25 protein-coding genes are annotated in these 24,601 nt (G+C 60.1%); 11 read left to right on the plus strand and 14 right to left on the minus strand.

Features of this window, described 5'->3' with window-relative positions; genetic code table 11:
* Window positions 1-176: 176 nt before the first annotated feature.
* The 6 genes from AC1ROI_RS22430 to AC1ROI_RS22455 are packed head-to-tail and all read left to right on the plus strand — an operon-like array spanning window position 177 to window position 6,240.
* A complete protein-coding gene (locus tag AC1ROI_RS22430; protein WP_083376929.1) occupies window positions 177-3,095 on the plus strand; it encodes a monovalent cation/H+ antiporter subunit A in 2,919 nt (972 codons plus the stop codon).
* Window positions 3,095-3,439 (plus strand): Na+/H+ antiporter subunit C, encoded by a 345-nt coding sequence (locus AC1ROI_RS22435; protein ID WP_007986256.1) that lies wholly within the window; start codon window positions 3,095-3,097, stop codon window positions 3,437-3,439. Before AC1ROI_RS22430 ends, AC1ROI_RS22435 begins: the two co-directional genes overlap by 1 nt.
* Complete coding sequence (locus AC1ROI_RS22440; RefSeq protein WP_102595422.1) at window positions 3,436-5,121, plus strand: monovalent cation/H+ antiporter subunit D; 1,686 nt, start codon at window positions 3,436-3,438, stop codon at window positions 5,119-5,121. Before AC1ROI_RS22435 ends, AC1ROI_RS22440 begins: the two co-directional genes overlap by 4 nt.
* Complete coding sequence (locus tag AC1ROI_RS22445) at window positions 5,118-5,606, plus strand: Na+/H+ antiporter subunit E (RefSeq protein WP_010459665.1); 489 nt, start codon at window positions 5,118-5,120, stop codon at window positions 5,604-5,606. The genes AC1ROI_RS22440 and AC1ROI_RS22445 overlap by 4 nt, the downstream gene beginning before the upstream one ends.
* Window positions 5,603-5,881: a K+/H+ antiporter subunit F gene (locus AC1ROI_RS22450; protein WP_007935991.1), complete on the plus strand. Its 279-nt coding sequence runs from the start codon at window positions 5,603-5,605 to the stop codon at window positions 5,879-5,881. The genes AC1ROI_RS22445 and AC1ROI_RS22450 overlap by 4 nt, the downstream gene beginning before the upstream one ends.
* Window positions 5,878-6,240, plus strand: coding sequence for a Na+/H+ antiporter subunit G (locus tag AC1ROI_RS22455; RefSeq protein ID WP_010459660.1), 363 nt, complete (start codon window positions 5,878-5,880; stop codon window positions 6,238-6,240). The genes AC1ROI_RS22450 and AC1ROI_RS22455 overlap by 4 nt, the downstream gene beginning before the upstream one ends.
* A gap of 127 nt (window positions 6,241-6,367) precedes the next feature.
* On the opposite strand, the gene AC1ROI_RS22460 is transcribed toward AC1ROI_RS22455, so the two are convergent.
* Window positions 6,368-6,805 carry a DUF3995 domain-containing protein gene (locus AC1ROI_RS22460; protein WP_102595421.1) on the minus strand — a complete coding sequence of 146 codons (438 nt, stop codon included), beginning with the start codon at window positions 6,803-6,805 and terminating at the stop codon, window positions 6,368-6,370.
* A gap of 95 nt (window positions 6,806-6,900) precedes the next feature.
* Between AC1ROI_RS22460 and AC1ROI_RS22465 the strand changes: the two genes are divergently transcribed.
* Both AC1ROI_RS22465 and AC1ROI_RS22470 read left to right on the plus strand, forming a co-directional pair.
* Window positions 6,901-7,287, plus strand: coding sequence for a DUF2946 domain-containing protein (locus tag AC1ROI_RS22465; RefSeq protein ID WP_102595420.1), 387 nt, complete (start codon window positions 6,901-6,903; stop codon window positions 7,285-7,287).
* Window positions 7,288-7,376: 89 nt separating this feature from the next.
* On the plus strand, window positions 7,377-9,524 hold the full coding sequence (locus AC1ROI_RS22470) for a TonB-dependent receptor (protein ID WP_102595419.1): 2,148 nt from the start codon (window positions 7,377-7,379) through the stop codon (window positions 9,522-9,524).
* A gap of 48 nt (window positions 9,525-9,572) precedes the next feature.
* Here AC1ROI_RS22470 and AC1ROI_RS22475 read toward each other — a convergent pair whose 3' ends face one another.
* The 4 genes from AC1ROI_RS22475 to AC1ROI_RS22490 form a co-directional block, all read right to left on the minus strand.
* Window positions 9,573-10,589 carry an ABC transporter substrate-binding protein gene (locus AC1ROI_RS22475; RefSeq protein ID WP_010459651.1) on the minus strand — a complete coding sequence of 339 codons (1,017 nt, stop codon included), beginning with the start codon at window positions 10,587-10,589 and terminating at the stop codon, window positions 9,573-9,575.
* Between the two features lie 118 nt (window positions 10,590-10,707).
* Entirely contained in the window at window positions 10,708-10,911 is a 204-nt protein-coding gene (locus tag AC1ROI_RS22480) for a hypothetical protein (RefSeq protein ID WP_010459649.1), read from the minus strand.
* Entirely contained in the window at window positions 10,911-11,381 is a 471-nt protein-coding gene (locus AC1ROI_RS22485; RefSeq protein WP_042932119.1) for a hypothetical protein, read from the minus strand. Before AC1ROI_RS22485 ends, AC1ROI_RS22480 begins: the two co-directional genes overlap by 1 nt.
* Complete coding sequence (locus tag AC1ROI_RS22490) at window positions 11,368-11,736, minus strand: hypothetical protein (RefSeq protein ID WP_146012942.1); 369 nt, start codon at window positions 11,734-11,736, stop codon at window positions 11,368-11,370. The genes AC1ROI_RS22485 and AC1ROI_RS22490 overlap by 14 nt, the downstream gene beginning before the upstream one ends.
* Window positions 11,737-11,791: 55 nt before the next feature.
* Between AC1ROI_RS22490 and AC1ROI_RS22495 the strand changes: the two genes are divergently transcribed.
* The 3 genes from AC1ROI_RS22495 (at window position 11,792) to AC1ROI_RS22505 (ending at window position 12,791) form a co-directional block, all read left to right on the plus strand.
* A complete protein-coding gene (locus AC1ROI_RS22495; RefSeq protein WP_010459645.1) occupies window positions 11,792-12,040 on the plus strand; it encodes a hypothetical protein in 249 nt (82 codons plus the stop codon).
* A 159-nt stretch (window positions 12,041-12,199) separates the two neighbouring features.
* Window positions 12,200-12,430 (plus strand): hypothetical protein, encoded by a 231-nt coding sequence (locus AC1ROI_RS22500; RefSeq protein ID WP_010459643.1) that lies wholly within the window; start codon window positions 12,200-12,202, stop codon window positions 12,428-12,430.
* Window positions 12,431-12,551: 121 nt separating this feature from the next.
* A complete protein-coding gene (locus AC1ROI_RS22505) occupies window positions 12,552-12,791 on the plus strand; it encodes a DUF2789 domain-containing protein (protein ID WP_010459641.1) in 240 nt (79 codons plus the stop codon).
* Window positions 12,792-12,951: 160 nt separating this feature from the next.
* On the opposite strand, the gene AC1ROI_RS22510 is transcribed toward AC1ROI_RS22505, so the two are convergent.
* From AC1ROI_RS22510 to AC1ROI_RS22550, 9 genes are all read right to left on the minus strand, one after another.
* On the minus strand, window positions 12,952-14,556 hold the full coding sequence (locus AC1ROI_RS22510) for a methyl-accepting chemotaxis protein (RefSeq protein WP_102595423.1): 1,605 nt from the start codon (window positions 14,554-14,556) through the stop codon (window positions 12,952-12,954).
* 216 nt (window positions 14,557-14,772) lie between these two features.
* Window positions 14,773-15,177: a TraR/DksA family transcriptional regulator gene (locus tag AC1ROI_RS22515; RefSeq protein ID WP_010459637.1), complete on the minus strand. Its 405-nt coding sequence runs from the start codon at window positions 15,175-15,177 to the stop codon at window positions 14,773-14,775.
* A 327-nt stretch (window positions 15,178-15,504) separates the two neighbouring features.
* Entirely contained in the window at window positions 15,505-16,527 is a 1,023-nt protein-coding gene (locus AC1ROI_RS22520) for an ABC transporter permease (protein ID WP_008153855.1), read from the minus strand.
* A gap of 210 nt (window positions 16,528-16,737) precedes the next feature.
* Complete coding sequence (locus tag AC1ROI_RS22525) at window positions 16,738-18,303, minus strand: sugar ABC transporter ATP-binding protein (RefSeq protein ID WP_010459632.1); 1,566 nt, start codon at window positions 18,301-18,303, stop codon at window positions 16,738-16,740.
* Window positions 18,304-18,373: 70 nt separating this feature from the next.
* Complete coding sequence (locus AC1ROI_RS22530; RefSeq protein WP_010459630.1) at window positions 18,374-19,300, minus strand: sugar ABC transporter substrate-binding protein; 927 nt, start codon at window positions 19,298-19,300, stop codon at window positions 18,374-18,376.
* A gap of 157 nt (window positions 19,301-19,457) precedes the next feature.
* Window positions 19,458-20,510: a Gfo/Idh/MocA family protein gene (locus AC1ROI_RS22535; protein WP_102595418.1), complete on the minus strand. Its 1,053-nt coding sequence runs from the start codon at window positions 20,508-20,510 to the stop codon at window positions 19,458-19,460.
* Window positions 20,511-20,655: 145 nt separating this feature from the next.
* Window positions 20,656-21,666, minus strand: a complete 1,011-nt coding sequence (gene iolG / locus AC1ROI_RS22540) for a bifunctional inositol 2-dehydrogenase/D-chiro-inositol 1-dehydrogenase (protein WP_083376937.1) — start codon at window positions 21,664-21,666, stop codon at window positions 20,656-20,658.
* Window positions 21,667-21,698: 32 nt separating this feature from the next.
* On the minus strand, window positions 21,699-23,630 hold the full coding sequence (gene iolD / locus AC1ROI_RS22545) for a 3D-(3,5/4)-trihydroxycyclohexane-1,2-dione acylhydrolase (decyclizing) (protein ID WP_102599593.1): 1,932 nt from the start codon (window positions 23,628-23,630) through the stop codon (window positions 21,699-21,701).
* 130 nt (window positions 23,631-23,760) lie between these two features.
* A complete protein-coding gene (locus AC1ROI_RS22550) occupies window positions 23,761-24,582 on the minus strand; it encodes a TIM barrel protein (RefSeq protein ID WP_102599592.1) in 822 nt (273 codons plus the stop codon).
* Window positions 24,583-24,601 lie beyond the last annotated feature (19 nt).

Raw genomic sequence — 24,601 nt, forward strand, 5'->3', positions numbered from 1 at the left:
AACCCGTAGGAGCGAGGCTTGCCCGCGAAGGGGCCGGACCTGCTAAAACAGTCCTTCGCAACACTGTAAATCCGGCTTTTCCCGTCTACCTTGAAGGATTCTGCGACAGCTTGGCGTTTGGTGATCCGAGAGCTGGCACGTATGATGCTTCACAAACTTCCGCAGATTAGAAGCCTATGTCCCTGATAGTTCTACTGCTTCTGCCTTTTATTGGCAGCTGTCTGGCGGCTTTGCTGCCACACAACGCGCGTAATACCGAATCTTTACTGGCTGGCCTGGTGGCTTTGATTGGCACCGTCCAGGTTGCCCTCTTGTACCCGCAAATCGCCGATGGCGGCGTCATTCGTGAAGAGTTTTTCTGGCTGCCCAGCCTGGGCCTGAACTTCGTCCTGCGCATGGACGGCTTCGCCTGGCTGTTCTCGATGCTGGTGCTGGGCATCGGCACGCTGGTTTCTTTATACGCCCGCTATTACATGTCGCCGGACGATCCGGTGCCGCGTTTCTTTGCGTTTTTCCTGGCGTTCATGGGTGCGATGCTCGGGTTGGTGATCTCCGGCAACCTTATCCAGATCGTGTTTTTCTGGGAGCTGACCAGCCTCTTTTCATTCCTGTTGATCGGCTATTGGCACCACCGCGCCGATGCGCGACGCGGCGCCTATATGGCGCTGATGGTCACCGGCGCGGGCGGTTTGTGTTTGCTGGCGGGGGTGATGCTGCTCGGCCATGTGGTCGGCAGCTATGACCTGGACAAGGTCCTGGCCGCCGGCGACCTGATTCGCGCGCATCACCTCTACCCTATCCTGCTGCCCCTGATCCTGATCGGCGCCCTGAGCAAAAGTGCGCAATTCCCCTTCCACTTCTGGCTGCCCCACGCGATGGCGGCGCCGACACCGGTTTCGGCTTATCTGCACTCGGCGACCATGGTCAAGGCCGGGGTGTTTCTGCTCGCGCGGCTCTGGCCGTCGTTGTCCGGCAGTGAAGAATGGTTCTACATCGTCAGCGGCGCAGGGGCTTGCACCCTGTTGCTTGGCGCGTACTGCGCGATGTTCCAGAACGACCTCAAGGGTTTGCTGGCCTACTCGACCATCAGCCACCTCGGCCTGATCACCTTGTTGTTGGGACTTAACAGTCCGCTGGCCGCCGTGGCCGCCGTGTTTCACATCCTCAACCACGCCACGTTCAAGGCCTCGCTGTTCATGGCCGCCGGGATCATCGACCATGAAAGCGGCACCCGTGACATCCGCAAGCTCAGCGGCCTGATCAAGCTGATCCCGTTCACCGCCACCCTGGCCATGGTCGCCAGTGCCTCGATGGCCGGTGTGCCGCTGCTCAACGGCTTCCTGTCCAAAGAGATGTTCTTCGCCGAAACCGTGTTCATCAACGCCACGGCCTGGGTCGAGATGACCTTGCCAATCGTGGCGACCATCGCCGGTACTTTCAGCGTCGCCTATTCGCTGCGCTTCACCGTTGATGTGTTCTTCGGCCCGACCGCCACCGACCTGCCCCACACCCCGCACGAACCGCCACGCTGGATGCGCGCGCCGGTGGAGTTGCTGGTGTTCGCCTGTCTGGTCGTGGGGATTTTCCCGGCGCAAGTGGTCGGCCCGTTGCTGTCCGCTGCGGCCCTGCCGGTGGTGGGCGGCACCTTGCCGGAGTACAGCCTGGCGATCTGGCACGGCTGGAACGCGCCGATGATCATGAGCCTGATCGCCATGTCCTGCGGCATCGTGCTTTACCTGCTGCTGCGCAATCTGCTCAAGCGCGGGCGTTTCAAATACCCGCCGATCATTGGGCGTTTCAACGGCAAGCGCCTGTTCGAACGCAGCCTGGTGGTCATGATGCGCCTCGCCCGTCGGCTGGAGCGGCGAATCAACACCAAGCGCCTGCAAACCCAATTGTTCCTAGTGGTCCTCGCGGCGGTGTTCGCCGGATTGATTCCGATGCTGCACAGCAGCCTGAGCTGGGGTGACCGGCCGAAGATTCCGGGCTCGATCGTGTTCGTGACCTTGTGGCTGCTGGCGATTGCCTGTGCCCTCGGCGCGGCTTGGCAGGCCAAGTATCACCGGCTCGCCGCCCTGACCATGGTCAGCGTCTGCGGCCTGATGACCTGTGTCACCTTTGTCTGGTTCTCGGCGCCGGACCTGGCATTGACGCAACTGGTCGTGGAAGTGGTGACTACGGTGCTGATCCTCCTCGGTCTGCGCTGGTTGCCACGGCGGATCGAAGAGGTGGCGCCCCTGCCGAGCACCCTGCGCAAAGCGCGCATCCGCCGGATCCGCGACTTGCTGCTGTCGAGTGTCGTCGGTGGCGGCATGGCGTTGCTGGCCTATGCGATGCTGACGCGCCAGACGCCCAACCACATTTCCTCGTTCTACCTCAGTCGCGCTCTACCCGAAGGCGGCGGCAGCAACGTGGTCAACGTGATGCTGGTAGACTTCCGTGGTTTCGATACCCTCGGTGAAATAACTGTGCTGGCCGCCGTGGCCCTGACCGTCTTCGCCCTGCTGCGCCGCTTCCGCCCGCCGAAAGAAAGCCTGCAATTGCCGGCTCAGCAACGCCTGCTGGCACCCGACGTCGTCACCGACCTGGTCAACCCGCGCCATGCCAGCGACACCGCGCTCGGTTTCATGATGGTCCCGGCGGTGCTGGTGCGCCTGCTGTTGCCGATTGCGGTGGTGGTGTCCTTCTACCTGTTCATGCGCGGGCACAATCAACCGGGTGGCGGTTTTGTCGCCGGGCTGGTGATGTCGGTCGCCTTCATCCTGCAATACATGGTTGCCGGCACCCAGTGGGTCGAGGCACAAATGAGCCTGCGACCGTTGCGCTGGATGGGCACCGGCCTGTTGTTCGCCACGATCACCGGGCTCGGCGCGATGGCAGTCGGGTATCCGTTCCTGACCACCCACACCTGGCATTTTGAACTGCCGGTGCTGGGCGACATTCACATCGCCAGTGCGCTGTTCTTCGACATCGGCGTGTACGCGGTGGTGGTCGGTTCGACGCTGTTGATCCTCACCGCCATCGCTCACCAATCGGTCCGGGGTCACAAGACCGCTGCCCTGCCCAGATCCGTCGCCACCAAAGGAGCCGTCTGATGGAAGAAGTCATCGCAATCGCCATCGGCGTGCTCGCCGCGTCCGGCGTCTGGCTGATCCTGCGGCCACGGACGTTTCAGGTGGTGATGGGCCTGTGCCTGCTGTCCTACGGCGTCAACCTGTTCATCTTCAGCATGGGCAGCTTGTTCATCGGCAAGGAGCCGATCATCAAGGACGGCGTGCCGCAGGACCTGTTGCACTACACCGACCCACTGCCGCAAGCGCTGGTGCTGACCGCGATCGTGATCAGCTTCGCCATGACCGCGCTGTTTCTGGTGGTGTTGCTGGCCTCGCGCGGCTTGACCGGGACCGACCACGTCGATGGCCGGGAGCCTAAAGAATGAATGCGATGACGCACCTGATCGCGGCACCGATTCTGCTGCCGCTGCTGACCGCCGCCCTCATGCTGATGCTCGGCGAGAAACACCGCCCGTTGAAAGCCAAGATCAACCTGTTCTCCAGCCTGCTGGGCCTGGGGATTTCCGTACTGTTGCTGCAGTGGACGCAAGCCACTGGCGTGCCCGGTTCGATCGGCGTCTACCTGCCGGGTAACTGGCAAGTGCCGTTCGGAATCGTGCTGGTGGTCGATCGCCTGTCGGCGTTGATGCTGGTGCTGACCGGGATCATCGGCGTCAGTGCCTTGCTGTTCGCCATGGCCCGTTGGGACGGCGCCGGTTCGAGTTTCCACGCGCTGTTCCAGATTCAGATGATGGGCCTTTACGGCGCGTTCCTGACGGCGGATCTGTTCAACCTGTTCGTGTTTTTCGAAGTGCTGCTGGCGGCCTCCTACGGCCTGATGCTCCACGGTTCGGGCAGGGCGCGGGTCTCCTCGGGCTTGCATTACATCTCGATCAACCTGCTGGCGTCGTCGCTGTTCCTGATTGGCGCGGCGCTGATTTATGGCGTCACCGGCACGCTGAACATGGCCGACCTTGCGCTGAAAATCCCGCTGGTGCCGGAAGCCGATCGCGGCCTGCTGCACGCCGGCGCGGGGATTCTCGCGGTGGCGTTCCTGGCCAAGGCAGGGATGTGGCCGCTGAACTTCTGGCTGGTGCCGGCCTATTCCGCCGCCAGCGCACCGGTGGCGGCGATGTTCGCGATCATGACCAAGGTCGGCGTCTACACCTTGCTGCGCTTGTGGACCTTGTTGTTCTCCGGCCAGGCCGGGGCGTCGGCGTACTTTGGTGGCGACTGGCTGATTTACGGCGGCATGGCGACCATCGTCTGCGCCGGCGTGGCTATCCTCGCCGCACAACGACTGGAACGCATGGCCAGCCTGAGCATTCTGGTGTCGGCGGGGATTCTTCTGTCGGCCATCGGCTTTGCCCAGCCGAACCTGATCGGCGCGGCGCTGTTCTATCTGGTCAGCTCGACCCTGGCGTTGAGCGCGTTGTTCCTGTTGGCCGAGCTGATCGAGCGCTCCCGTTCGGCCAATGAAATGCCGCTGTTCGACGACGGCGACCTGCTTCCACGGCCGATGGAATCCCTGCAACCGCCCAAAGGCATCAACCTCGATGACGAACAGAAAGCCGTGGTCGGCCAGGTGATTCCCTGGACCATGGCCTTCCTCGGCTTGAGCTTCATTGCCTGCTCGCTGCTGATTATCGGCATGCCGCCGTTGTCCGGGTTTATCGGCAAACTCAGCCTGTTGAGTGCCCTGCTCAACCCGTTGGGGTTGGGCAATAGCACCGATGTGCCGATATCGAACGCGGCGTGGGGCTTGCTGGCGTTGCTGATCCTGTCCGGGCTGGCGTCGTTGATTGCCTTCTCGCGGCTGGGCATCCAGCGTTTCTGGACACCCGAAGAACGGCCATCACCGTTGCTGCGACGCTTCGAGTGCGTGCCGATCATCGTCCTGCTGGGGCTGAGTGTTGCGCTGACCTTCAAGGCCGAACCGCTGATGCGCTACACCCAGGCGGCCGCTGATGCCTTGAACAATCCGCAGCAATACGTGATGGCGGTACTGGGCACGCGTGTGGTGCCGAGCCCGGAAGCCAGGGCGGCGATGCTGGAGGTGCAGCCATGAAGCGTCTGTTTCCGGCACCGTGGTTGTCCCTGGCATTGTGGCTGTTGTGGCTGGTGCTGAACCTGTCGATAAGCCCCGGCAACCTGTTGCTCGGCGCGGTGCTGGGGTTCTGCGCGCCGCTGATGATGCGCAAGCTGCGGCCGCTGCCGATCCGCATTCGTCGACCGGGGGTGATCCTGCGTTTGTTCTTCCTGGTCGGTCGTGACGTGCTGGTGTCCAACCTCGTCGTGGCCTGGGGCGTGCTCAATGCCGGTCGCCGTCCACCGCGCTCGCGCTTCATCAAGGTCCCGCTGGACTTGCGCGATGCCAACGGCCTCGCGGCACTGTCGATGATCTGCACGGTGGTCCCCGGGACGGTCTGGTCGGAACTGGCGCTGGACCGCAGCATTCTGTTGCTGCACGTGTTCGATCTGGAGGATGAAACGCTGTTTATCGAACACTTCAAGGCGACCTACGAGCGCCCCTTGATGGAGATCTTCGAATGAGCGAATTGCTGTCGAACGCGATCCTGCTGAGCCTGTTCATCTTTTCGCTGGCGATGATCCTGACCCTGATTCGCCTGTTCAAAGGCCCGTCGGCCCAGGACCGGGTTCTGGCACTGGACTACCTGTACATCATCGCGATGCTGATGATGCTGGCGCTTGGCATTCGGTATGCCAGTGACACTTACTTCGAGGCGGCGCTGCTGATCGCCCTGTTCGGCTTCGTCGGCTCGTTTGCCCTGGCCAAATTCCTGCTGCGTGGCGAGGTGATCGAATGAACGCGGAACTGTCTCTGTGGGTTGAAATACCCGTGGCGATCCTGCTGGTGCTCGGCAGTCTGTTTGCGCTGATCGGCGCCATTGGCCTGGTGCGGATGAAGGATTATTTCCAGCGTATGCACCCGCCGGCACTGGCCTCGACCCTGGGGGCGTGGTGTGTGGCGCTGGCCTCGATCATATATTTTTCGGCGCTGAAGTCCGGGCCGGTGCTGCATGCCTGGCTGATTCCGATCCTGTTGTCGATTACGGTGCCGGTGACCACATTGCTGCTGGCGCGGGCGGCGCTGTTTCGCAAGCGCATGGCGGGGGATGATGTGCCGGCTGAGGTGAGTAGTCGGCGCACAGAAAGCGGGAGTTAGTTCGGAAGATTTGTGTTGGATGTCAGGGCCTCTTCGCGGGCAAGCCTCGCTCCTACAGGTTTTGGGTCGATCACACGTTGGTGATTTCCCACGATCCTGTAGGAGCGAGGCTTGCCCGCGAAGCTTGTCAGATCCAGGCAACAGCCAACAATCCGGCCCCCAACACCACACACAGCGGCGAATAAGCCCAGGTGTCGAGTCGGGCAAACTTCGAATCCTTGACCTGCTTGAAAAACCCGACCAGATTCGAATCGCCGATTGCCCGGGCAAACATCAGCATCGCAATGGCGCTGATTACCCATTGCAGCGACCAGTGATACACCGTCGGCAAATACAGGCCGACCCGCAGGCATACCAGCATCGCGATCAACAGCAATCCCACCGCGACCAGCAACGTGGCAAACCCCGACGGCTTGAAGGCCGGCCTGGATTCCCCTCCCCCCTCTGGCGATATTCGCGGGACCGCCGCCTCGCTACCTAACTTGCCGCCTGCCGCCCAGTACAGGTGGATCAGGCTGATCAACAGGAAGATGGCAGCCATCCATTGCGCGATCAATAGGCTCATGTTCAGACATCCAGCGTGAAATGTCGCAGCAGGATGAACTTCATTGAACGATTTTGTAAGGGTATTCGTCATCGACGATGATAAAGTGCCGCTCCATGAAACTCGCCCGAACTGATCGCACATTGATGGCATGGATGCTTTATTGCTGCGTCCTGTTCAATGTGTTCGCCTGCAGTATCGGTCACGGGCAAATGGTCGGGATGCAGCTCAACGGCATCGGCGGCCCGTTCTGTTCGGTTGATCCGGCGACCCAGGCGCCAGTTTCCTCGAACTCCTCGGACGACAACCTGCCGACCCTGTCCAAAGCCTTTGGTTGCCCGCTGTGTTCCACCGGTGGCATGAGCCCGGCGCTCAACTCCAGCCTGACCCTGGCGATACTCCCGGAGCAGCACAGCCCGCCTCTGGCTGTCATCGCCAACGCTGACCTCCCCGCCCGTTTCACCTGGCCCTCGGCCAATCCTCGCGCTCCGCCTGTCGCCTGAATTTCTTCGCCTTTCCCGATCAGCCCACTGCGCCAACGCGTGGCGTTCGCTCGTGCGCTGCTTCTTAGCCAGGAATTCAGGATTCATCGATGAAACATGCTGCTTTGTTAGTAAGCCCTTTGCTGGCCAGCCTGTGCGGCTGCCTGTCTGTTAACGCTTGGGCGCAATCCACCGTCGACCTCGCACCGATTACCATTGATGGCGAAGCGACGACCGAGCCAGGGCTGAGCCTCGACCAGTCCAGCGGCATGGCCTCGCATCTGGGCCTGAGCGTGCGGGAAACCCCGGCATCAGTCGCCATCGCCAACCGCCACGACATCGAGCGCCACGGCGCGCAAAACTTCCAGGATGCCGCCAACACCTTGCCGGGTGTCAACGCCAGCGCACCGCCGGGTTTCGGCGGGTTCGTTTCCTACCGCGGTTTCACCAGCGGTCAGATCACACAGATGTTCAACGGCATCAACGTCTCTGGCGGCCTCGCCCGGCCAGTGGATGCATGGATATACGATCGGGTCGAACTGGTGGGTGGCCCCTCGTCGCTGATCAATGGCGCCGGCTCCGTGGGTGGCTCATTGAACTACGTGACCAAACTTGCGACCCGAGAAGAGCAAGCGGTCGAAGGTCGTGTCAGTTACGGGACTTATGACACGACCGAGACCGCGTTCGGCCTTAACCACGCACTCAGCGAGGCCGGGGATGATGTGCAGCACTACGCGCGCCTCGACGTCAGCCACAACACCGGCAATGGCTACATCGACCGCCAGGAGCGCGATGCCTGGAGTGTCGCGTTTTCGCTGCTCAGCGACCTGACGCCCAATCTGTCCCACACCCTCGCGCTGGAATATCAGGACGAACACGAAGACAGTCCTTACTGGGGCACACCCGTGCTCAATCCCAAGGCGGGCGAGCTGAAAATCGACAAACACAATCGTTTCAACAATTACAACGTTGAAGACGGGCGTTACGAGCAGCGCACGATCTGGGCTCGCTCGATCATCGACTACAGGATCACCGACAGCACCACCCTGCGCAACACGCTTTACCACCTCGACAGCCAGCGCGATTACCGCAACCTGGAAACCTATCAGTACAACGCCGACAACAGCGCGGTGAATCGCTCCACGGCGTATCAGGTCCGGCATCAGGGCGAACAGAACGGCAACCAGTTCGAACTGCGCCACGACAACACGCTATTGGGTCTGGAGACCACCTGGTCTGGCGGTTTCGAGTACAAGGTCAACCAGACCACCAACTCGCCGTTGAACGTCAAAGGCGCAAGCACCGTTGACCCGAATAACTTCCAGCCGGGGCACTTCTACGACATTCCCGGCACCCGACCGGGATTTGTCAGCGACAAGACCAACGAGGTCACCACCAAAGCCCTGTTCGCCGAAAACCGCCTGGCGTTGACCGACAAACTGGCGTTGCTGACCGGCCTGCGTTACGACGATATCGACCTGAACGTGACCAATCACCGGCAAGTGACCGCCAGCAATCCCCGCCATTTGAAACGCAGCTGGGAGCCGGTGACTGGAAGGCTCGGCCTGACCTACCAGTTCATTCCCTCCGCCAACGTCTACGTGCAATACAGCACCGCTGCCGAACAACCCAACGGCACGCAGGATTTCGACGTGTCCACCGGCAAGCAATGGGAAGTCGGCAGCAAGTTCGATTATCTGGACGGGCGCGGTTCGGCAACGGTGGCGGCGTACACGATTGAGCGCAAGGATTTCGCAGTGACCGATCCGCTGGACCCGACCCTCAGCATTCCAGTGGGTCAGCAGACGTCGAAGGGGATTGAATTGGCCAGTTCGTTGCAAATCACCGACAAGCTGTTGGCCGAGGGCAACTTCGCGTGGGTTGACGCACAGTACGACGCGTTCACCGAGAAAAATGCGGCGGGCGTGGTGGTATCACGCAAGGGCAACACGCCGACCAATGTGCCGGACCGGGTCGGCAATGTGTGGCTGACCTATGACTTCGCACCGCAGTGGCAAGGGGGTGTCGATGCGCGCTATGTGGCCTCAGTGTTTGCCGACAGCGCCAACACCATGACGGTGCCGTCGTACACGATCTACGGCACGTTTCTCCGTTACGAGGTCGACCGCCACACCACCGTCACCGGCCGAGTGCGAAATCTGACCAACGAGGTGTATGCCGAGTTTGCGCATGTATCGCCGGCGTATTACCTCGGAACACCGCGAACGTTTGAGCTTGCGGTGCAAACGCGTTTTTAACCCTGCACATGTCTTGTGGCGAGGGAGCTTGCTCCCTAGCCACAATAGTCACTGGAGACTGGCGGAGACTTTATCCGCCACATCCTTCGGCACCCATGCCTGCCAGACATCAGGATGCGCCTTCATGAACGCCTCCGCCGCTTGCCGTGGCGGGGTGTGTTTTTCGCTCATTTGGGCCAGTGCCTTGTTCAAGGGGTCGATCGGAAAATCGACCTTGCTGAAGAAGTCGGCAATCTGCGGGTACTGCTTTTGAAAAGGTGTGGACACGCCAATCGACAGCTTCGAGGCTAGCGAGCGAGTCGGTTTCGGATTAGGGTTATCAGCGTCCGTCAGGGTTTTCCAGGCTTCGGCATCAAAGGGCGGTTCCTCCAGCTGAATCAGCTTGAAGCGCCCAAGCAACGGCGTCGGTGACCAGTAATAAAACAGCACAGGCTTGCCACGACGGATCGACGAACTGATCTCTGCATCCAGCGCCGCCCCGGAACCGCTGCGGAAATTCACATAACTGTCGTTCAGGCCATAAGCCGTGAGCTTCTGTTTGTTCACCACTTCCGATGTCCAGCCAATCGGACTGTTGAGGAAGCGTCCCTTGCCCGGGCTTTCCGGATCGCTGAACACATCCTTGTACTTGGGCAGGTCGCTGACACTGCGCAGATCTGGAGCCAGTGGCTTGATGCCCTTGGCCGGGTCGCCCTTGATCACATATTCCGGCACCCACCAGCCTTCAGTGGCACCCTTGACCGTGTCGCCCAGGCTCACGACCTTGCCCTCGGCTTCAGCCTTGACCCAGACCGGGCTGCGACCGGCCCACTCTTCGCCAATGACCTGAATGTCATTGTTGGCCAAGGCGGTTTCCAGGGTGATGGTGGTCCCGGGCAAGGTGTCGGTCGGCAGGCCGTAGCCCTTCTCGACGATGATCCGCAGGATGTCGGTGATCAGGCTGCCACTTTCCCAGTTCAGGTCGGCAAAATGGATCGGCGCCTGGGCAGCGGATACCGGAATGGGTGAACTCAATACACCCAATGCGGCCAGTGCACCAACCAACAACCGTCGAAATCCTTTCATGCTTTTGCACCTCGTGCTGTTCACAGCAAATAGCAGGATGGCCTGACAGAAGACCGCAAGCCTCTGAATACTCAGTCAACTGACTGTAGTAGAGGTTCCTGCTTTCGAGAGGGGCGATTTAATTTTCGGAAGTTTCCTGCAAGCGTGCCAGCTCTCTTCTGACCATGCTGGCGTAAGCCGCCGGGCGCAGCGTGTAAATCTGTGACGCCACCCACGTCAGCCAGCCTCCCTGCAGAACAGCCTTGTGCTCGAACAGCCGTCGGGCTTCGAGGTGTGCACTGGCCTGGTTCTGTTCGTGGAAGTCGGCGCGGGTCAGGGTCATTACTCGCTGGCCTTGAACGTGATCAGTTCGCCTTTGCGCCACTTGGCGGCTTTGGCGGTCACGGCTTTCAGGGTTTTGGTCAGGCCTTCCTGCAACTGCTGGTGCGCGGCGAAGACCATCACCACGCTATGGCCTTCCTTGAACACAATCGCGTGACCCTCTGCGGTGGTGACAAAGGCGTAATCGCCCAGCCCGTAAACCGTCAGTTTGATTTCACGGAACTTGATGTCGAGCTTGCCGCCTTCACGACTGGGCAGAACCGAAGCGCTGAAATGATCGCCGACCTTGAGCTTCAGCCCTGGCTTGTCGTCGACCACCAGCGCCTCTTCGGTGTCGATCTCGGCAATGTAAATGCCTTCAGCGTTCTGTTCGGTGATGTAAACGAAACGTGACTGAAACTGTTTAACCAGCTTTGCGCGCAAATCACCCAGCACGAACAAAGCATGCATATCGAGATTACTTACTGCCAAGGAAACATCCCCACATCTGAAAATGATGCCGCACGCAGAAAAAGCGCACAGCAGAAAAAAGCGGCCATGCCGAAGTGTTGCCGTAAGACCCGGGTTGAAATCCTGAGCCGAGCAGAGCGCTCATGCCTCGCGAGGTCAGTGAGATTACTGGAATATCACTCGCGCCGTCCTCTGTGAAAGTCGTCAGATGTTGAAGGAAAAAGCCCTTCTCACAGCCAGAGGAAACCGGATTACCAACTTTAGGGAAAAAACTCTTTAAAAAAAGCACTTTTCCGACATATCGCAAATAAAAAATTGCTTTAGATGAACACCGTTCGCTAACCAGTGCGGGTGATTCTAGAGCAGCGATGCTCACCGAGACTACCCAAAACGATGTACACACGTCGGTAAAACAATGAAAAGGACTTCACATGTGCACCATGACTCACTTCGCTTCCCCCCAGACAACGCGCGCAAACAATTACGCCCCGTTGCACCCTGCGGTGTTCCAGCCGCATGAATTGCAGCCTGAAAGCCTGCTGCTGCCACGCTTTCAGGTGGTGCTGGCCGGTAATGCCTTCTTCCATATCAAGGAAATTTCTACGGGTCGTGTAAGAGGTTTCCGTGGCTGCCATAACGAAGCCTGCGCACTTGCCCGCTCACTTGAGTCTCGCATCTGACGCGTTCGCCTGCCTTCATGCCTATAGACGTTTCGTCATGCCGGCGACTTAACTCAGCCGCCGGCAGGCAACTACTGCCATACTGCCCGACCAATGAAATTCGTCCCCAGGACGGACGGCATTCAACACAACAATATATTTCCAAGGGAAGGCAGCTACGTGACGGAATTTGATATCGGTGAATTTTTTATCCGGGGCGAAGCCAGAGAGGTCGAAGGCGAATTCCAGGCAGTCATTGTCATGCGTGCCAAACCACCGTTGACCACGGTGACGTATCACCAAGTCGAGAAGGATCGCTGGTTCAAGACCTCGGACGTCGCTGCCATCGCCGCCAAAGAAGCTGCCCAGGCTCTGAAAACTGCTGTCGATGAAGGTGCATTGAAAGCCTGATCGTCGGATTTGCCGTCTATGCTCTCTCCTGCTTCCCCACATCGCAATCGAACTCCTGAAGCGCGGCCCGCTCAGATGCCATGAAGCCGCACCTCAGATCGCGACCCGCAAGGAGATGAAGATGGATTCACCTATACACGACTTGAAAGGTTTGTTCGACCAGCTCGGTCTGGACTCCAGTCAGAAAGCCATCGATGAATTCATCGCCAGCCATTCACCTTTGGCCGACGACAAGAAACTCATCGATGCGGAGTTCTGGACGCCGCAACAAGCCGGCTTCCTCAAAGAACAATTGCGTGAAGACGCCGATTGGGCGCGGGTGGTCGACGACCTGAACCTGCGCATGCATCAGATTCACTAGCCCGCCTGTCTTCCGTCAGCGATAAACCTGTGGCGAGGGAGCTTGCTCCCGTTGGACTGCGCAGCAGGCCCATCTTGGGGCCGCTACGCAGCCCAGCGGGAGCAAGCTCCCTCGCCACAGTTGAGTTTCAGGCTTGCTCACCGGTTATCATGTTGAGCATCTAGCGAGGACTTTGCGGTTTGTACCCCAACCGCAACCCACCCCAATGCCGCCCCTTGAGCATGATCGGCACCGAAAGGTCGTGCATCAGTTCGCCTGTGTCGCGGGTGTAAGTCTGCAACAACACCGGCTGTTGATGGCTGCCACAGCGGATGCCGGTGCGGTCGGCAAATTTGCGCTTGGTGCGGTTTTGGACCGTATCGACCTGCGCATCGCCGGTCAGCGGTTGGCTGAAGATTTTGTTATGGGTGGGCACGTAACCCTGCTGGGTGCAGGCGATGGCAAACACCAGGCCTTCATGGCGCGGCAGCAACGGTTCCTGGATGGCGGGCAAGACCTGATCGGTGTAACGATCAAAACGCGTCTGAAACTTGGCCGGGCTGGTGTTGGGGATCGCCTGGTAATTGCGATCAAACAGATCATCGAGGCTGACACGGCCCTGATCAATATCCGCTTCGAAGCGCGCGGCAATCTGGCTGGCGCCTTCGCGGGCCAGGTCATAGATGCGTTGGTGGTAGTCATCCAGCCCGACTTCGGCCAGACGCTCGCTGATGGTTTCGGCCTGGCCTTCCATTTGCACCGCAGCCTGGGCCAGGCGCTGGGTCTGTTGGTCGCTGATCGCCAGGTCGCTGCGCATCTGTTCAATGGCATGGAACAGGCTGTCGAGTTGTTCGCGGTTGGTGTCCGCCCCCTTGGCGATTTCCCCGACCTGATGCTCGACGCCGGCAGCCAGGCGCGCGATGTTTTCCAGGTGCTGGCCGGTGTGCTCGACCTGCTTGACGCCAATGTCGAGGTCGCTGGACAGTTGGCGGATCTGCTCCACCACCTGCGCCGTGCGTTGCTGGATATCGGCGACCATCTCCCCGACTTCGCCAGTCGCCGTCGCCGTGCGCGCCGCCAGGCCGCGAACCTCATCCGCCACCACCGCGAACCCGCGACCATGTTCCCCGGCCCGAGCCGCTTCAATCGCGGCGTTCAAGGCCAGCAGGTTGGTCTGACTGGCGATGGACTGAATCACCAGGGTGACCCGTTGAATATCGTCGCTGCGCAGGCTCAGGGCTTCGATCAGTTCACGGCTGTTATTGGCGCGCTGACTGAGCTGATGCATGCGGCTGATGGACTCGATCAGTTCCGTGCGCCCTGCTGCGCTGCTCTGATGAGCTTCGCTGGCGGCACTGAGGGCTTCGCGGCTGAGTTTCGACGTGGCTTGTTCGGTCCCGATCATCACTTCGGCGTTGCTGACGATTTGCGCCGCCGCGTCGAGTTGCGATTGCAGTTTGTCCGCCAGTTGCTTGACCGAAAAGGCCACGCCCGCGGCCGACAAAGCGTTATGACTGGTGGTGTAGGAAAGATCGCGAGTCAACTCGGCGATGGCGATGGCGCCGTCGGCGGGCGCTGCTTCGGGCGTGGCGCGCGAGCGCAGGCGAGGCAGCCAGATCACCAGCACCGCCAGTGGCAGGCAAAGGTAAAGCGACCAGCCACCCAACGCCATGCCGCACAGCAAGAGCATCAGGGCGATGCTTTGCAGAGTTGGCGTCAGCCAAAGGTTTTTCGGCAAAAACACTGGTGCAGGCACTGCCGCAACCAGAGATCCGTCTCTCGTCATCTTCGTCACCCCAAGGCTCTTCTAATTGTTGTGCATGCATTAAACGCCACCACAAGGCCATTATCTATGGTCCATTAGTAGTGGGCGTTGCAGCAGATCAATAGAAGTGCCTGAGGTTTTCGCAGACGGCAAAAAGCATCGCGGGCAAGCCTCGCTCCTGCAGGTTCATCGTGAACCGTGGGAGCGGGCTTGCCCGCGATGCGGGGCGCTACGAAATCAGGCCTGACGCTGGTGCTTGTCGATCTGTTCGTGACGCTCTTGAGCTTCGATGCAGTACTTGGTGGTCGGGCTGATCAGCAGGCGTTTCAGGCCGATGGCCTCGCCGCTGTCATCGCACCAGCCGAAGCTGTCTTCTTTGATGCGTTCCAGAGCCTGTTCCAACTGAGGCAGCATGCGCTGGTCGCGATCGATCGCGTTCACCAGCCAGGTGCGCTCTTCTTCGACAGAAGCAGCGTCGGCCGGATCGGCTGGAGTGTCCAGGCTCTCGATGGCGATGCGGTTCTGTTCGATGCGCTCATGGGTTTCGACTTTCATGTTCTGCAACAGCTCATAGAAAAAAGCATGTTGCTCGGCATTCATGTAGTCATCCGCCGGCATGGCCAGCAACTTGTCCTTTGTCATTGATATCTCTATAAAAAAACGTGCATTAAGGCGAATTAGGGAGCGTTCCGGTGGACCAGGTCTGGCCATCGGAAAGGCGCCGTTTATTCCAAGCGCCACCCGGCACTCAATTTACGAGGGCCGGCAGTCTAAGGCCGACTTGAGGCCTCAGCAACTGAAAAGACAGCGAATTTGTCCGACAAAGCCCGGAAAGTGCTCTATGGCAGCCTCTGCGGTGGTTATCGGAGTGCGTTTATAGCAAGAAATTCAATCGAGCGGCTGTATAGAGAAGACAAATGGTTGCGCCACGCGGGTCAGGCGTGGCGCATTGGCTGTCGGTTCTACGACTCAGCGCTTGAGTTTACGCTTGTTGCGGTATTGGTCGATCACCACCGCCACCACAATAATCAGTCCCTTGATGATGTCCTGAATATACGCATCAACACCGACAAAGGTAAACCCACTGGCCATCACTCCGAGAATCAAGGCACCGATCACGGTGCCGGTAATGCGCCCGACGCCACCGGCCAGGCTGGTGCCGCCGATGACCGCCGCGGCAATCGCGTCCAGCTCATAAGACATGCCCATCCCCGCCTGCCCGGTCGCGGCACGCGCCGAGGCCACGACGCCCGCCAGGCCGGCCAGCAACCCGGCGATACTGTAGACGATCACCAGATGACGCTTGACGTTGATCCCCGAGGTGCGCGCCGCCTGCATGTTGCCGCCGATGGCGTAGGTGTACTTGCCGTACTTGGTGTAGCGCAGGGCGATGTGAAAGATCACCGCGACCACCAGGAAAATGATCACCGGCATGGCGCCATGACCGATGGCCGTGTAGGAATCCGAGAGCATGCTCACCGGCTGGCCTTCGGTGTAATAACGCGCCAGGCCACGCGCCGAGACCATCATGCCGAGGGTGGCAATGAACGGCGGAATCCCGGTGATGGCAATGATGCTGCCATTGATCGCGCCCGCCAGCAGCCCGACGCCGAGCCCGGCGATCACTGGAATCCATACGGGCAAGTCGGTCAACGACGGAAACACCGCCCGGGCGAAATCCGAGGTCTGGGCCAGACTCGCAGCGATCATCGCTGACAGCGCCAGCACCGAACCGGAGGACAGGTCGATCCCGGTGGTGATGATCACCTGGGTCACGCCAATCGCCAGCAGGCCGATGATCGACACTTGCAGGATCATCAGCACCAGGCGCTGGGAGTTCATCAGGAAGCTCTGGTCGCGCACGATCCAGCCAAAGACTTCGAAGACCAGGCCGATGCCAATCAGCACCAGGAAGATACTCAACTCGGTCGGAAAGCGCCGACGACTCTTGACCGGTGCCGTTGCTGGCTTGTTTTCCAGTATCGCGTTCATAACCATTCACCCTTCTAATGAATTCCGGCATCGACTACATACCTGTGGCGAGGGAGCTTGCTCCCGCTCGAGTGCGCAGCGCTCGCCAGTTCTACGGTATGTTCGAGACATTGGGGCCGCTTCGCAGCCCAGCGGGAGCAAGCTCCCTCGCCACAGAATCCCGGTTCACCCCTGGACTCTGCTCACCCTTGGACTCTGTTTGCCCTTGACTCAATGGCGTACGGACATGCCCGAGGCCAGTTGCATGACTCGTTCCTGGGTCGCTTCGCTGCGGTCGAGGGTGCCCATCAGGTCGCCCTCGTGCATGACCATCACCCGGTCGCTCATGCCGAGCACTTCCGGCAGCTCCGAGGAAATCATGATCACCGCCATGCCTTCGCTGGCGAGGTAGGAGATCAGCCGGTAGATCTCGGCCTTGGCGCCGACATCGATGCCACGAGTCGGTTCGTCGAGGATCAGGATGCGTGGATTGGTCATCAGCCAGCGCGCCAGCAAGGCTTTCTGTTGGTTGCCGCCGGACAAGGTGTCGATGCACTGCTCAAGCGACGGGGTTTTGACCCGCAGCTTCTTGCACATGTCTTCGCACAAGACCCGCAGGGCTTTCTGCTGGATGAACCCGTGGCCGGCGTAATGCGGCAGCACCGCCATTTCCATGTTCTCCAGCACCGACAGGCACGGGAACAGGCCGCTGAGCTTGCGATCCTCGGTCAGCAAGGCGAAGCCCTTCTCGATCGCCATGTGCGGATCGCTGATGCGCACCACCTGGCCGTCGAGGCGAATCTCGCCACCGTCGCTCGGAGTGATGCCAAAAATCGCTTCGGCAACGTTGGTGCGGCCCGAGCCCATCAGCCCGGCGATGCCGAGGATCTCGCCCGCATGCAGGTCGAAGGACACCCCTTTGAAAATGCCGTCGAGCTTGAGGTCGCGCACCGACAGCAGCAGATCGCCAATCGGTTTCTCGCGCACCGGGAACAACTGGCTCAGCTCGCGGCCGACCATCATCGAAATCAGGCTGTCGCCGTCCATGCTGTCAGCCCGTTGCAAACCGATGTAGGCGCCGTCGCGGAACACCGCTACTTCATCGGCGATCTCGAACACTTCGTTCATTTTGTGGGTGATGTAGATGATGCCTTTGCCCTGGCTCTTGAGGTCGGCAATGATCGAGAACAGGTGCGCGACTTCCTTGTCGGTAATGGCCGAGGTCGGTTCGTCCATGATCAGGATGTCGGAGTCGTAGGACACCGCTTTGGCGATCTCGACCATCTGCCGCTCGGCGATGCTCAGGTTGCCGACCTGCTCCTCCGGGTCGAGGTTGATCCGCAGGCGTTCGAGCAGTTTCGCAGTGCAGCGGTGCATTTCGCGGTGGTCGATCATGTGCAGGCTGTTGAGCTGCTCGCGGCCGATCCAGATGTTCTCGGCGATGCTCATGTGCGGCATCAGGTTGAGTTCTTGGTGGATCATTGCGATCCCGGCCTGCAGCGCGGCCAGCGGCGTATCGAACACCACCGGCTGGCCGCGAAGGCGCAACTCGCCGGCGTCCGGCTGGTAGATGCCGGCGATGATTTTCATCAGGGTGGACTTGCCCGCACCATTCTCGCCCATCAGCGCCAGGACGGAGCCGGGGCGCACCCGCAGCTGCACGTCCGACAACGCCACCACACCGGGAAAACCCTTGCTGACGTTGATGATCTCCAGCAGGTACGGCTCATCGACAGGTGTTGCGGTTGGCTGGATACCCACCAACGGGGTGCTCGAAGCAGTCGCTGAAGCGAACATGATCAGGTACTCCATCAGCAAGGTCGCGGTGGCAACCTTGCGTGCTTATTGTTGTTATGGGGCGGACGGGCTATTTGAACGTGTCGACGTTTTGCGGCGTGATCAAACGGTATGGCACCCACACGGCCTGTTCAACCGGCTCGTTTTTGGCCATTTTCACTGCCGTGTCGATGGAGCCGTCGGCCTGACCTTTCGCATCCTGGAACACCGAGACCGCCAGACTGCCTTTCTTGATTGCGTTCAAGCCGTCCGGCGTACCGTCGACACCCGCGATCAGCACACTGCCCTTGTCGACGCCGGCCTGTTGCAGGGCCATCGCGGCACCAATGGCCATTTCGTCGTTGTTGGCCACCACTGCATCGAACTTGCGGCCCTGGGTCAGCCAGTCGTTGACCAGGGTCATGCCTTTATCCCGCAGCCAGGTGCCGGTCTGTTCTTGCTCGATCTTGATGTTCGGGTATTTGGCCAGCACCTCTTTCACGCCCTTGGTGCGGTTGGTGGTGGAGTTGTTCGCGAGGTCGCCCAGCAAAATCACGATGTCGCCCTTGCCGCCCATTTTGTCGGCCAGGTATTGCATCTGCATTTCACCGGCTTCCAGGTCGTTGGAGGCCACCGTGACCACGCCTTTGGGCAGTTTCAGGTCATCGGGACGACGGTTGACGTAGACCAGCGGGATGCCGGCCTTGACGGCGGCTTCGGTGATTTTTTTGGTGGCGGCGGTGTCCACCGGGTTGACCACGATGGCATCGACTTTCTGGCTGATGAAGCTTTCGACCTGGCTCAACTGCTTGACCACGTCGCTGCGCGCATCTTCGAATTGCAGCTGCACGCCGTCGGGGTAGGACTTGGCTTTCTTGTCCATGGATTCGCGCAGGTAGGTCAGCCAGGTGTCATCGAACTGGGACATGCTGACGCCGATCTTCATGTCGGCGAGTGCAGCGCCACTGGCGAACATCAGGGACAAGGCCAGTGAGGCAAAACGGATCTTGGTCTTCATGAAAAGTCTTTCTCCACATTCTTGTTGGTTTTATGGATGAGGCGTGACGATTTTCAGTAAGCAGGCAAGCGGGAAAAGCTGTGAAAACGAGCGAGAGGCAGTTCGCTGGAAATGACTTTATTGGAATATTATTTCTATATCAACTCATTTTAGAATTTTATCCTGATTTTGTTCCATGGCTCTCAAACGGGCTCAATTCCACGACCTGACGCCGTTCGAAACTCAAGCGCGCAGCGTCTAGAACGCGGGTGGTCGCCAGTGCATCACGGGCTTCGACAGGCAGTGGGCCACCGCTCTGTAACGCGGTTTGTAGCTGCAAATAGAACTGATTCCAGCATCCGCGTTCCGACGGCACCCGCTCACGCACTTCGCCCTGTTCAAACCAGCCCCAGCGGCGATGCTCTTCCCCGCCCCAGCGCTCACCCTCGGATTTCGGCGATAGCCCGGCGAGCGCTGAAGCTTCCTGCCCGTCCAGACCATCGACGCTGTAACAACCTTGAGTGCCGGTCACGCGAAAACGCGGGCCAGGGGTGTTTTGCAGGCAACTGCCGCCCAGGTGCGAGATCACTCCGTTAGCGTGGGTCAGGGATACAAAGAAGCCATTGTCGAAGGCCTGGTCTTTTTCCAGGTAATCCAGTTCGGCGTACACCCGGTTCACCGGGCCGAACAGCAGTAACGCCTGATCCACCAGGTGGCTGCCCAAATCGCGCAGGAAGCCGCCGCCACTGCTGTTGTTCACCGATTGCGGCGAGTAACGCTCGATCCGCGAATCGAAACGGGTGACACGGCCCAGAGCGCCGGACTCGATGAGTTTGCGCACGGTGAGGAAGTCCGAGTCCCAGCGACGGTTCTGGTAGACGCTGAGCCGCACGCCCTGGCGCTCGGCCATGGTGATCAGGGTTTGCGCTTGCTGCGCATCGGCGGCAAACGGCTTGTCGCTAACCACCGCCACGCCGTGTTCGATGCCGTCGAGCACCAGCGCCGGTCGGCCCTTGAGCGGCGTCGATACCACCAGCACATCGATCCCGGCTTCGACCAATTGGCCGATGCTGTCGAAGGCCGGTACACCGGGGTATTCGGCCGCCAGCAATTGTCGGCGTTCCGGGGAACGGGTGACCACGCCCACGAACGTAACCGCCGGCAGGCTGCTGATCAGCGGAGCATGGAAAAACCGGCCGCCATGGCCGTAACCGACAAGTCCGATGCGCATGAAAATGTTCTCCTTATAAATAGCTGCCGGATATACACGCCCCCTGTGGGAGCTAGCCTGCTCGCGATAGCGGAGTGTCAGCCGACATTAATGTTGAATGTGCTGGCGCTATCGCGAGCAGGCTCGCTCCCACAGGGGACGGTGCTCAACCGTAGAAACGGGGGCGGTCAGGGAGTGTGACTTTGATGATCGCTCCGCTGTTTTGTGCTTCGATGCAGGCATCTGCTGCGACGGCGGCAGCGAAGCCATCCCATGCTGACGGGCCTCCGACCTGCCCCGCTCGCACGCCATCAATGAACGCCTGCAACTCAACGTCATACGCCGCAATGAAGCGATCCTTCCAGTCCATCAAAATCGCGTTCGACAACTTCGCGCCACTGCGCAGTTGAACCTGCGAAGGCTCCGGCAGTTTGGCGATGCCGGTCTCCCCCACCACTTCGCACTGGATGTCGTAGCCGTACTGGCAATTGACGAACACCTCGACGTCGATGCGTGTGCCCTTGGCGGTTTCCAGCAAAACAATCTGCGGGTCTTTCAAATGCGCGAGGGCCTTGCTGCTCTTGCGTGGGAACACCACTTGCACGGACACGTAATCGTCATCGAGCAACCAGCGCAGCACGTCGAGTTCGTGGATCAGCGTATCGGTGATGGCCATGTCGGTCTTGTAGTTCTCGCCCACGGTCGGGTTGCGGTGCGCGCAATGGAGCATCAGCGGTTCGCCGATCTGACCGCTGTCGATGACCGATTTGAGTGCGCGATAGCCTTCGTCATACGGCCGCATGAAACCGACCTGCACCAGGCGCTTGCCGTGGGCCACTTCGGCCTCGACGATGTTGCGACAGCCTTCGGCGGTGACGGCCAGGGGCTTTTCACAGAACACTGGTTTGCCCGCCGCAATCGCCGCCAGCACAAACGCTTCGTGGCTCGGGCCCCAGGAGGTGACGAGGATCGCTTCGACTTCTGGCGCGTTGATCAGCGCCAGGCCGTCGGGGTAGACCTCGGCGGTCAGATTCAGGTCGGACACGACTTTGGCCGCTTGCTGCAAATTGATGTCGGTGACGGCGACCACCTGGCTGTTGAGCAAGGTCTGGCTGCAACGACGGATGTGGTCCTGGCCGATGGCCCCGGTGCCGATGACGCCTAACTTTAATGACATGTAAGGACTCCTTATTGTTCGATTCAGGGCAATCAGTACTGACGGGCCTTGGCCAGTCGTTCATTGAGGGTCTTGGCCACCGCGTTGGTGCGGGCGCTGGTGGAGACTTGCGCCACGCCGACCCGCCACCACGACAGGTAGCCATGAATCATGGTCTTGGGCAGGACCTTGATGTCGATCAGCGTCGACACGGTCTGCAAACGCGCATCCGCCAGCGCGGCTTTCAGCTCGTCAGCGGTGTTCACTTTGTAAGTCTTGCAGCCATAGGCCGCAGCGCTCATGGCGAAATCCACCGGCACAAAACCGCCATCGAGCTTGCCGGTGTCCGGGTTGCGGAAACGGAACTCGGTGCCGAAGCTGTCCATGCCGTTGCCCATCTGCAAGTTGTTGATGCAGCCGAAGGTCATGTTGTCGAGCAGCACCACGTTGATCTTGCGGCGCTCCTGGATCGAGGTCGCCAGCTCCGAGTGCAGCATCATGTAAGAGCCGTCGCCGACCAGCGCATAGACCTCGCGCTCCGGCTCGGCGAGTTTCACGCCCAGTGCGGCGTTGACCTCGTAACCCATACACGAATAACCGTATTCGACGTGATAGGTGTTCACGCCCTTGCTGCGCCAGCTGCGCTGCAAGTCACCGGGCAGACTGCCGGCGGCGGCGACGATCACGGCGTCATCAGCGAGTGTTTCGTTGAGCACGCCGAGCACGCGGCTCTGGGTCAGACAGGAACCGGTCAGTTCGATGAATTCGCGCAGGACCGCCGGGTCCATGTGGTCGTTGATTTCCGGGGAGAAGTCTTGAGTCTGGTACTCGATCTGATAGAGACGATCGACCTCCTCATCCAACTGAGCCTTGGCCTGATTCGGTTGATCACCCCAGCTGGAACGGTAATCGCCCAGTGCTTCGGCCAGCGCCAGCAAACCGGTTTTCGCATCCGCGAGCAGTTGCACGCCATCCAGCTTCAGGGCATCGCACGGACTGATATTGAGGTTGAGAAACTGCACGTCCGGATGCTGGAACAGGGATTTCGACGCGGTGGTGAAATCGCTGTAGCGGGTGCCGATACCGATGATCAGATCGGCGTCTTTTGCCAACAGGTTCGCCGCCAGGCACCCGGTTTCGCCAATCCCGCCGACGTTCAGCGGATGGCTGGACACCACCGCGCTCTTGCCGGCCTGGGTTTCGGCGAAGGGAATGTCGAAGCGCTCGGCAAACGCCTGTAACGCCGCGTTGGCCCCGGAGTATTTGACCCCGCCACCGCAAATGATCAGCGGTTTGCGCTTGCCTTTGAACAGCGCCAGCGCATCACCCAGCATCGCGTCGGTGGCCGGACGACGTTCGATGCGGTGCACGCGTTTTTGCAGGAAGTAATCGGGATAGTCGTAGGCCTCGCCTTGCACGTCTTGCGGCAAGGCCAGGGTCACCGCGCCGGTTTCGGCAGGGTCGGTGAGCACCCGCATGGCGTGGATCGCCGCGGTCATCAACTGCTCGGGACGGTTGATGCGGTCCCAGTATTTGCTCACGGCCTTGAACGCATCGTTGGTGCTGATGCTCAGGTCGTGGAACTGTTCGATTTGCTGCAACACCGGGTCCGGCTGGCGGCAGGCGTAGACGTCGCCGGGCAACAGCAGCAAGGGAATGCGGTTGGCGGTGGCCGTCGCGGCGGCGGTCAGCATGTTCGCAGCGCCTGGGCCGACGGATGAGGTACAGGCGTAGATTTTGCGCCGCAGGTGTTGCTTGGCGAAACCGATGGCGGCGTGGGCCATGCCTTGTTCGTTGCGGCCTTGATGAACGATCAGGTCACCGCTGTCCTGCTCCAGGGCTTGCCCCAGGCCCAGCACGTTGCCGTGGCCGAAAATGGTAAAGATCCCGGCGACGAATTTGCTCTGGACCCCGTCGACCTCGATGTACTGGTTATCGAGGAATTTCACCAGGGCCTGGGCCATGGTCAGTCTTGTTGTGGTCATAACTGATCCTTCAATACACGCAGAAAACTTGTAGGAGTGAGCCTGCTCGCGATTGCGCAGTGTCCGTCGACATTGATGCTGCCTGACACTGCGCAATCGCGAGCAGGCTCACTCCTACAGGGGTTCTTCATTAGCCTTGGGATTTTTGTAGGTGATTCATGCTTGCTCCAATGGCCTGCTCGATGTTGGCCAGGCCATGGACGCTGTCGGCAAACGGCTCGAATGACAGGTAGCCGCTGTAACCGCCGCTGAGCAAGGTGTCGATCTGTGCGGCATTGCCAAGAATGTCGCCCTCGCCCACCAACACTCTATGGTCGTCGCGGATCGTCGCCAACGGCGCCTCGGCATCCTCGACACCGGAGATATGCACCAGCCCGGTCAGCTCGGGGAAAAACTCCTGCTCACACGCCAGGTGATGGTGAAAGGTGTCGTGGACGAGCCGGAACACATCCAGCCCACCGACAACCTTGATCGCTTCCACCGCCGTGCGTTTAAGCCGCAGCGAGCATTCTTCGAAACCCAACGGCTCGATGAAACCGAGAATGCCGTGATCGCGCAGGATCGGCGCCAGTTCACTCAAGGCGGTACGCAACCCTGAAGCGCGCTCGGCTTCGCTACGAGTATCCGCGCGATCATTCAGCGGGCACATGACCACCCCCTGCGCGCCGCAATCACGAGCATAAGCCGCCAGTTTCAAGGCCAGCGTCCGGCGCTCGTCATTCCACACATCAAACGGGTACAGCGCGTTGATCGACAGCACGCTGATGCCTTGGGCCGCGCACAACTCACGGACGCGCTCGGGCGCGGTGCCGTCTTCTATCTCGACACCCTTGAGGTCATTGCGAATCTCGATGGCGTCAGCCTTGAGGGCCACCGCCAGGTCGATGAACGCGGGCAGGGACAAACGTGGGGCGACCATACGGTTCAGGGCGAAACGCAGGGGTTTGCTCATTATTGTTGTTCTCCGCACA

Source organism: Pseudomonas sp. GW823-FHT02C02 (assembly GCF_058797635.1).